9 protein-coding genes and 1 pseudogene are annotated in these 8,373 nt (G+C 65.7%); 5 read left to right on the top strand and 5 right to left on the bottom strand.

Going from position 1 to position 8,373, the window contains the following annotated elements:
- Positions 1–286, bottom strand: a 286-nt coding sequence (locus tag ACDELDRAFT_RS16520; protein ID WP_005798905.1) for a LysR family transcriptional regulator, incomplete at its 3' end; no start/stop codon positions are given.
- A 106-nt stretch (positions 287–392) separates the two neighbouring features.
- On the opposite strand from ACDELDRAFT_RS16520, the gene lysA reads away from it, so the two are divergent.
- Positions 393–1,646, top strand: coding sequence for a diaminopimelate decarboxylase (gene lysA / locus ACDELDRAFT_RS16515; protein WP_005798903.1), 1,254 nt, complete (start codon positions 393–395; stop codon positions 1,644–1,646).
- Between the two features lie 631 nt (positions 1,647–2,277).
- On the opposite strand, the gene ACDELDRAFT_RS16510 is transcribed toward lysA, so the two are convergent.
- From ACDELDRAFT_RS16510 to ACDELDRAFT_RS16495, 4 genes are all read right to left on the bottom strand, one after another.
- Positions 2,278–3,288 (bottom strand): NAD(P)H-dependent glycerol-3-phosphate dehydrogenase, encoded by a 1,011-nt coding sequence (locus ACDELDRAFT_RS16510; RefSeq protein ID WP_005798901.1) that lies wholly within the window; start codon positions 3,286–3,288, stop codon positions 2,278–2,280.
- Positions 3,289–3,343: 55 nt separating this feature from the next.
- Complete coding sequence (gene secB, locus ACDELDRAFT_RS16505; protein WP_005798899.1) at positions 3,344–3,802, bottom strand: protein-export chaperone SecB; 459 nt, start codon at positions 3,800–3,802, stop codon at positions 3,344–3,346.
- Positions 3,803–3,918: 116 nt separating this feature from the next.
- On the bottom strand, positions 3,919–4,179 hold the full coding sequence (grxC, locus tag ACDELDRAFT_RS16500; RefSeq protein WP_005798897.1) for a glutaredoxin 3: 261 nt from the start codon (positions 4,177–4,179) through the stop codon (positions 3,919–3,921).
- Positions 4,180–4,245: 66 nt separating this feature from the next.
- Positions 4,246–4,653: a rhodanese-like domain-containing protein gene (locus tag ACDELDRAFT_RS16495; RefSeq protein WP_005798896.1), complete on the bottom strand. Its 408-nt coding sequence runs from the start codon at positions 4,651–4,653 to the stop codon at positions 4,246–4,248.
- A 72-nt stretch (positions 4,654–4,725) separates the two neighbouring features.
- Between ACDELDRAFT_RS16495 and gpmA the strand changes: the two genes are divergently transcribed.
- The 4 genes and pseudogenes from gpmA to ACDELDRAFT_RS16475 all read left to right on the top strand — a co-directional run.
- Positions 4,726–5,469: a 2,3-diphosphoglycerate-dependent phosphoglycerate mutase gene (gene gpmA, locus ACDELDRAFT_RS16490; protein ID WP_005798894.1), complete on the top strand. Its 744-nt coding sequence runs from the start codon at positions 4,726–4,728 to the stop codon at positions 5,467–5,469.
- Between the two features lie 152 nt (positions 5,470–5,621).
- Complete coding sequence (locus tag ACDELDRAFT_RS16485) at positions 5,622–7,058, top strand: S41 family peptidase (RefSeq protein WP_005798892.1); 1,437 nt, start codon at positions 5,622–5,624, stop codon at positions 7,056–7,058.
- Positions 7,059–7,151: 93 nt separating this feature from the next.
- Positions 7,152–7,904, top strand: coding sequence for a HesA/MoeB/ThiF family protein (locus ACDELDRAFT_RS16480; RefSeq protein ID WP_005798890.1), 753 nt, complete (start codon positions 7,152–7,154; stop codon positions 7,902–7,904).
- Positions 7,905–8,019: 115 nt separating this feature from the next.
- Positions 8,020–8,373: pseudogene (locus tag ACDELDRAFT_RS16475) on the top strand (response regulator); the annotation flags it as partial.

Raw genomic sequence — 8,373 nt, 5'->3', positions numbered from 1 at the left:
CCACGGCACGGTCCACCACGCGCTCCAGCCCCTGCCACGAGCGCTGCACCTCGTCCCACAGGGCCAGCGCACGGGCGTTGGGGCGCAGCCGGCCCTGCAGGCGCTCGAACAGGGCATAGCCCAGCAAGGCCTCCAGCCGGGCCAGTTCGCGGCTGGCGGTGGGCTGCGAGCTGTGCAGCAGATCGGCCGCCCCGGTCACGCTGCCGGCGGTCATGACAGCGCGGAACACCTCGATATGGCGGTGGGTGATGCGGGCTGCGGCGGCGGGATCCGAAGTGGTGGTCATGGGTCGAAAGCATATCCAGAATGAATGCCAGGCAAACTTCAAAGCATTGGATCAAATGATCAATCCACGGCATCATGGCGTTTTTCCAGCACCCCGGATCGCTCCCATGTCCAACCCTTTTTCGCCCGCGCAGCTGTGGTCCTTCGCCGACCAGTTCGGCACCCCGCTGTGGGTGTATGACGCCGCCACCGTCCGCCAGCGCATTGCGCAGCTGTCGAATTTCGAAACCATCCGCTTTGCGCAGAAAGCCTGCTCCAACATCCACATCCTCAGGCTGATGCGCGAGCAGGGCGTCAAGGTGGACGCCGTCTCGCGCGGCGAAATCCTGCGCGCGCTGGCCGCCGGCTACCAGGCGGGCACCCCGGGCGAAGGACCGGCAGAGATCGTGTTCACCGCCGACCTGTTCGATGCGGCCACGCTAGCCTGCGTGGTGGAGCACGGCGTGCCGGTGAACGCCGGCTCCATCGACATGCTGCACCAGCTGGGCGCGGCCTCGCCGGGCCACGCGGTGTGGCTGCGCATCAACCCCGGCTTTGGCCACGGCCACAGCAACAAGACCAACACCGGCGGCGAGCACAGCAAGCACGGCATCTGGCACACCGACCTGCCCGCCGCGCTGGCCGCCATCCGCCAGCACGGCCTGAAGCTGGCGGGGCTGCATATGCACATCGGCTCGGGCGTGGACTACCGGCACCTCGAGCAGGTGTGTGGCGCCATGGTGGAGCTGGTGCGGGCCACGCACGCCGCGGGGCATGACCTGCAGGCCATTTCGGCTGGCGGCGGCCTGTCCATTCCGTACCGCGATGGCGACCCGGTGATCGACACCCAGCATTACCACGGCCTGTGGGATGCGGCGCGCCAGCAGGCCGAAGCCATCGTGCGCCACCCGCTCGGCCTGGAGATCGAGCCCGGCCGCTATCTGGTGGCCGAATCGGGCGTGCTGCTGGGCGAGGTGCGTGCCACCAAGAATGCCGGCAACAACCACTTCATGCTGCTCGACACCGGTTTCAACGAGCTGATGCGCCCCTCCATGTACGGCAGCTACCACACCATGAGCGTGCTGCGCCGCGACGGCAGCACGGCGGCCGAGCGGCCCAGCGTGGTGGCGGGGCCGCTGTGCGAGTCGGGCGATGTGTTCACGCAGGGCGACGGCGGCGTGGTGCTGCCCCGCAATCTGCCGGATGCGCGGGTGGGCGACCTGCTGGTCATCCACGACGCGGGCGCCTATGGCGCCTCGATGTCCTCCAACTACAACACCCGGCCGCTGGTTGCCGAAGTGCTGTTTGATGGCGGCCAGGCCCGCCTGATCCGCCGCCGCCAGACGGTGGAAGAACTGCTGGCGCTCGAACTGGGGCTGTGAACGCCCCTGTTGTACCAGCAATGCAGGTGCCAACGGAGTGGCTCAGCGCGCCAAGCCGGCATCTGCGGCACAGCAGAGTGGCAGCCCGGTCGTGGAACTTGCCCTGGGGAACCTCTGCACGAATCGCCGCGCTGTGTGCATCTGCGAGCTCGGGCGGTCTGACGTTGCCAATGCTCGCGATAGCTACGGCGATTGCTGTGCTTGGCGCCTTGCAGCCCATCCGATCCGCTGCGCACCCTTGCCGCTCGATTCATGCAGGGGCTCCCTGGGCGATGAGCCTTTGTAGCGGCCTCTCGCGCCGTCAGCAGAACCGCGCAGCCTGCACTGCAACCGCACCGGCGAGCGTGGGTCGAGGGCCCCGAGGGGCCGTAGCAGCGACCCAATGACCCCAGACCCCAGAGCCCAGAGCCCAGAGCCCAGAGCCCAGAGCCCACAGGCAGGGTAGGCACCGGCCTACGGCCAGGCACTGCCAGCACGCACACGGTGAACGGCTGAGCGCACCTACGGTAGAGCCCACTCTACTTTCAAGGAAAACGCCATGCCCATCATCCTGTGGTTGCTCGGAGTTCCCCTCTCGGTCGTATTGCTTTTGATGCTGTTTGGGGTGTTCTGAGGGGTGCGCCGCTGGTCGTCAGCGCAGTTCTGATGCCGGGTCCCGCCCCATCAGCAGCCCCACGGCATCCGCCGGGGCCAGGCGGCCGTCCAGCAGGGCGACCACCGCCTGCGTGATGGGCATGTCCACCCCGAGCCCGATGGCGCGCTGCGCCACCGTGCGGGCACAGTACACCCCTTCGGCCACGTGGCCGAGCGAGTCGACCGCCTGCTGCAGGCTTTGCCCCTGCGCCAGCAGCAGGCCCACGCGGCGGTTGCGCGAGAGATCGCCCGTGGCGGTCAGCACCAGGTCGCCCATGCCCGACAGCCCCATGAAGGTGTCGGGCCGCGCACCCAGCGCTACGCCCAGGCGCGTCATCTCGGCCAGGCCCCGCGTGATGAGCGCCGCGCGGGCATTGAGCCCCAGGTTCAGGCCATCGCACAGGCCGGTGGCGATAGCCAGCACATTCTTCACCGCGCCACCCACTTCCACGCCCACGATATCGTCGTTGGCATAGACACGCACGCTGCGGCTGTGGAACGCGGCAACCAGCGCGTCGCGCACAACGGCGTGGCGGCTGGCCGCCACGAGCGCCGTGGGCTGGCCGCGCGCCACTTCCTGGGCAAAGCTGGGGCCGCTGAGCACACCTGCTATCAGATCAGGAGCTGCTTGCGCGCACACCTCGTGCGCCAGCAGCCCATAAGAAGCGGAATCGGCAGGCGCCACCGCCTCAAAGCCCTTGCACAGCCAGGCCACAGGGGCCGTGCAGCCGCGCAGGGCCAGCAGCATGGTGCGCAGCGCGGCCATGGGCGTAGCCACCACCACGAGGTCGGCGGCGCGCACCAGCGCGAGGGGATCGGCGCCCGATACCGCGAGCGCCGGAGGAAAGGCAATGCCAGGCAGATAGCGCGTGTTCTGGCGCTCGGCCTGCATGTCGGCCACCTGCTGCGCATCGCGCGCCCACAGCGCGACTGCGTGGCCGCCCGTCTGGGCGGCACTCATGGCCAGCGCCGTGCCCCAGGCACCGGCGCCAAGAACTACTATTTTCATAGCTGCTTGCGCTTGTCCATAAAGCGCCAGAGGCCTAAAAGGCCTCTGAACTGCATCACTGGGTGATGATGGGCGAAGGTTCGCCGGCGGCTTGCGCCTGCTGCTGCTCGTACATGGCCTGGAAGTTGATTTCCGCCAGGTGCACGGGCGGGAAGCCCGCACGGTTCACGATGTCGGCCACGTTGCCGCGCAGGTAGGGGTACACGATCTGCGGGCAGGCGATGCCCATGATGGGGCCCATCTGGTCTTCGGGGATGTTGCGGATCTCGAAAATGCCGGCCTGCTTGGCTTCGACCAGAAACACGGTCTTGTCCTTGATCTTGGTCTGCACCGTGGCCGTGACGGCCACTTCATAGATGCCCTCGGCCACCGGCGTGGCTTCCACGCCCAGCTGGATGTCCACGCTGGGCTGTTCCTGTTCGAGCAGGATGCCGGGCGAATTGGGCTGCTCGAGCGACATGTCCTTGAGGTAGACGCGCTGGATCTGGAACACGGGGTTTTCTTGATCGGCCATGGTGAAAGTCTCTCTGCTCTAACGAAATTTCAGCAAAACAAAACCCGCCGGGGAGCAGCTCCCGCAGCGGGCACATGGGGGTGCATTATGCAGCGCGGGCGCTTCGCCCTGGCGATTCAGGCCGCACCCAGCAGGGGCATCAGCCCACCGCGGCTGTCGAGGGCCACGAGGTCATCATGACCGCCCACATGCGTGTCGCCGATGAAGATCTGCGGCACGGTGCGGCGGCCGGTAATTTCCATCATGTGGCTGCGAGCGGCCGGATCGACATCGATGCGGATCTCCTCGATCTGCTCCACGCCCTTGGATTTGAGGATCTGCTTGGCGCGGATGCAATACGGGCAAACGGCGGTGGTGTACATCTTCACGGACTGCATGGCGATCTTTCCTGTTGGCAACAAAGCGGGTTCCAGCTTATCGGCTATGCAATAACTGGGGGCAGATCAGGCCTTTTCCACGGGCAGGCTGGCCTCGCGCCAGGCCTTCAGGCCACCAGCCATGGCCTGGGCGTTTTCATAGCCAAGTTTCTTGGCCATCGCCACGGCCCGCTGGGCACGGGCGCCACTGGCGCATACCAGCACCAGGGGCAAGGCCTTGTTCTTCACCAGCGTGGGCAGGCGCTCTTCCAGCTGGCCCAGCGGCACATTCTTGGCACCGTTCACATGGCCAGCCGCGAATTCCTCGGTTTCGCACACGTCGATGACCACGGCTTTCTCGCGGTTGATGAGCTGCACGGCCAGCGCGGGCGTGAGCGTGCCAGCGCCCGCACCTTTGAGCAGCGGCCACACCAACATGCCGCCCGAAGCGAGTGCCACGAGGATCAAATACCAGTTGTCGATAACGAATTTCACGAAGATTCCTTGGGTTGGCAAACCGCGCAATTTTAGAATGTATGGTTTTGACCCGCTTTCCCTAGGGACACCATGCACAAACTCGTTCTGATCCGACACGGCGAATCCACCTGGAACCTTGAAAACCGCTTCACCGGCTGGACAGACGTCGACCTCACGCCCACCGGGGTATCGCAGGCCATGTCGGCGGGCAAACTGCTCAAGGCCGAGGGCTACGAGTTCGACCTGGCCTACACCAGCGTGCTCAAGCGCGCCATCCACACCCTGTGGTATTGCCTCGACGAGATGGACTGCACCTGGCTGCCCGTGCAAAAGAGCTGGCGCCTGAACGAACGCCACTATGGCGCGCTGCAGGGCCTGAACAAGGCCGACATGGCCAAGCAGTACGGCGACGCCCAGGTGCTGGTGTGGCGCCGCAGCTATGACACCCCGCCGCCGGCCCTGGAAGCCGCCGACCCGCGCTGCGAGCGCAGCGACCGCCGCTACGCCGGCATGGACGCCCAGAACGTTCCCCTGACCGAATGCCTCAAGGACACCGTGGCCCGCGTGCTGCCGTTCTGGAACGACACCATGGCCCCCGCCATCCGTTCGGGCCAGCGCGTGGTGGTGGCCGCGCACGGCAACTCCATCCGGGCGCTGGTCAAGTACCTGGACAACATTTCGGACGACGCCATCGTCGGCCTGAACATTCCCAACGGCATTCCGCTGGTATATGAACTGGACGACGACCTGCGGCCCATCCGCCACTACTATCTGGGCGACGCCGAGGCTGCGGCCCGGGCTGCGGCCGCCGTGGCATCGCAGGGCAAGGCCTGAGCCCGCGTGGCAAGCGCGAGCCCCATGTGAAGCCCGTGTAAAGCCGGGGGCGACGCCCAAAAAATCCTGCGAAAGTGAGCGCCCGCGCGGGAACCGCGGCGGGCGCGGCCCTTCCAAGGTGTATATTGAAATGAAGCGGTAAAGGTGTTTGTATGGGCCAGAAACTCAAAATTGCAGGGTGGGTGTCGATCGGTGTCGTGGCGGGAGCGCTGACCACGGTATCCCTGCAGACCGTGGCGCGTGGCGCCATGACGCCGCTGCCGCTGGAAGAAATCCAGCAGCTGTCGGCTGTTTTCGGGCTGGTCAAGACCGACTACGTCGAGCCGGTGGATGACAAGAAGCTCATCACCGACGCCATCTCGGGCATGGTGGCCAGCCTCGACCCCCATTCGCAGTATTTCGACAAGAAGTCGTTCAAGGAATTTCGCGAAGGAACCACGGGCCGCTTCGTGGGTGTTGGCATAGAGATCACCCAGGAAGACGGACTGGTCAAGATTGTTTCGCCCATCGAAGGCTCGCCGGCCTTCCGCGCCGGCCTCAAGACCAACGATCTGATCACCAAGATCGACGACACCGCGGTCAAGGGCCTGTCACTCAACGATGCCGTCAAGAAGATGCGCGGCGAGCCCAACACCAAGGTCACGCTCACCATCCTGCGCAAGGAGGAAAGCCGCACCTTCCCCGTGACCATCACGCGCGAAGAGATCAAGACCCAGTCGGTGAAGGGCAAGGTCATCGAGCCGGGTTACGGCTGGGTGCGGCTGTCGCAGTTCCAGGAACGGACGGTGGACGACTTCGTGCGCAAGATCGAAGAGATCTACAAGCAGGAGCCGCGCCTCAAGGGGCTGGTGCTCGACCTGCGCAACGACCCGGGCGGGCTGCTCGACGCAGCCGTTGCCATCTCGGCCGCCTTCCTGCCCGAAAACGTCACCGTGGTCAGCACCAATGGTCAGCTCGCCGAGAGCAAGGCCACCTACAAGGCCGCGCCCGAGTTCTACCAGCGCCGGGGCAGCGGTGACCCGCTCAAGCGTCTGCCGGCAGCCCTTAAGACCGTGCCCTTGATCGTGCTGGTGAACGAAGGCTCTGCCTCGGCCAGCGAGATCGTGGCCGGCGCGCTGCAAGACCACAAGCGCGCCACCATCATGGGCAGCCAGACCTTTGGCAAGGGCTCGGTGCAGACCGTACGCCCCCTGGGCCCCGATACCGGCCTCAAGCTCACCACCGCCCGCTACTACACGCCCAGCGGCAAATCGATCCAGGCCAAGGGCATCGTGCCCGACGTGATGATCGACGAGTCGGAAGAAGGCAATGTGTTCGCCGCACTGCGCATGCGCGAGGCCGACCTCGACAAGCACCTGGGCAGCGGCCAGGGCGAGGAGCAAAAGGACGAGGCCCGCGAGAAAGCACGCGAAGAAGCCCGCAAACGCATGGAAGAAGAAGCCAAGAAGCCCGTGGCGGAGCGCAAGATTCCCGAGTTCGGCACCGACAAGGACTTCCAGCTCACGCAGGCACTGAACCAGTTCAAGGGCCGTCCCGTGCTCGTCAGCAAGACGCTGACCGAGCGCAAGGAAGAGAAGAAAGAGAATTGAGGCAAGAGAACTGAGGCTCACCGCCCTCCCAGCGAGGCCGGACTCCCCGCGGAGCCCGGCCTTTTTTACGTACACGTGCCCTGCCTACCCGCCATGACCGACGACCAGCTTCTGCGCTATTCCCGCCACATCCTGCTTGACGAGGTGGGTATCGAAGGCCAGGAGCGCATTCTGGCCAGCCACGCGCTCATCATCGGCGCGGGCGGGCTGGGCTCGCCCGCCGCCCTGTTCCTGGGATCGGCGGGCGTGGGACACATCACGTTGGTGGACAACGACGTGGTGGACCTGACCAACCTGCAAAGGCAGATCGCCCACACCACCGATCGCGTGGGGCAACCCAAGGTCGAATCGGCGGCCCGGGCCATCACGGCCATCAACCCCGAAGTGCGCGTGACGGCATTGCAAGCGCGGGCGGACGCCGCCTTGCTCGATGCGCTAGTGCCCCAAGCCACGGTGGTGCTGGACTGCAGCGACAACTACGCCACCCGCCATGCAGTGAATGCTGCCTGCGTGCGGCACGGCAAGCCCCTGGTGGCGGGCGCTGTCATCCGCTTTGACGGGCAAATGACGGTGGTGGACCCGCGTGAGGCATCGTCGCCATGCTATGCCTGCGTGTTTCCACCGGACGCCGCCTTCGAGGAAGTGCAATGCTCGACCATGGGGGTGCTGGCCCCGCTGGTGGGCGTGGTGGGCGCCATGCAGGCGGCCGAGGCGCTCAAGCTCCTGGCCGGCGCCGGGCCCTCGCTGGCGGGCCGGCTGCTCATGCTCGATGGCCGGTCGATGGAGTGGAACACGATGCACCTCCAGCGCCGCCCCGACTGCCCGGTCTGTGGCCATCGGACGTAAGAAAGATCCTACGAAGGCAACCTGCTGCCGCTGGCAGAATCGACGAGCGAACGCTCTTAGATTAGAGGCTCGGCCCCAGCACACCTGCTCTGGTCGCTCCCGAATGGATCAGGCTGTGAAACTCCGTACCTACATTGTTGAAGACAACGCCACGATCCGGGAAAATCTGATCGGCACCCTCGAAGAACTCGCTTGCGTGGAGGCGGTCGGCTTCAGCGCCACCGAAGACGAGGGCAAGGAGTGGTTGACCACCCACTCCGGCCAGTGGGACTTGGCCATTGTCGATCTCTTCTTGCGCCAGGGCAGCGGGCTGGGCGTGCTGACCGCCTGCCGCGCGCGCAAGCCCACCCAGAAGATGGTGGTGCTGAGCAACTACGCCACGCCCGACGTGCGCATGCGCTGCGCCCAGCTCGGGGTGGACGCGGTGTTCGACAAATCCAATGAAAATCGACGCGCTGGTGGACTACTG

The sequence above is a fragment of the Acidovorax delafieldii 2AN genome, from assembly GCF_000175235.1.
GTDB lineage: Bacteria > Pseudomonadota > Gammaproteobacteria > Burkholderiales > Burkholderiaceae_C > Acidovorax > Acidovorax delafieldii_B.
The sequence above is the reverse complement of the archived record's forward strand: the minus strand, read 5'-3'. Positions and strand labels throughout refer to the sequence as shown.

What these genes read in the sequence shown, in the direction of transcription:
- lysA (WP_005798903.1), top strand. Translation starts at nt 393, where the DNA reads ATGTCCAACCCTTTTTCGCCCGCGCAGCTGTGGTCCTTCGCCGACCAG.
- ACDELDRAFT_RS16510 (WP_005798901.1), bottom strand. Translation starts at nt 3,288, where the DNA reads ATGAAAATAGTAGTTCTTGGCGCCGGTGCCTGGGGCACGGCGCTGGCC.
- secB (WP_005798899.1), bottom strand. Translation starts at nt 3,802, where the DNA reads ATGGCCGATCAAGAAAACCCCGTGTTCCAGATCCAGCGCGTCTACCTC.
- grxC (WP_005798897.1), bottom strand. Translation starts at nt 4,179, where the DNA reads ATGCAGTCCGTGAAGATGTACACCACCGCCGTTTGCCCGTATTGCATC.
- gpmA (WP_005798894.1), top strand. Translation starts at nt 4,726, where the DNA reads ATGCACAAACTCGTTCTGATCCGACACGGCGAATCCACCTGGAACCTT.
- ACDELDRAFT_RS16485 (WP_005798892.1), top strand. Translation starts at nt 5,622, where the DNA reads ATGGGCCAGAAACTCAAAATTGCAGGGTGGGTGTCGATCGGTGTCGTG.
- ACDELDRAFT_RS16480 (WP_005798890.1), top strand. Translation starts at nt 7,152, where the DNA reads ATGACCGACGACCAGCTTCTGCGCTATTCCCGCCACATCCTGCTTGAC.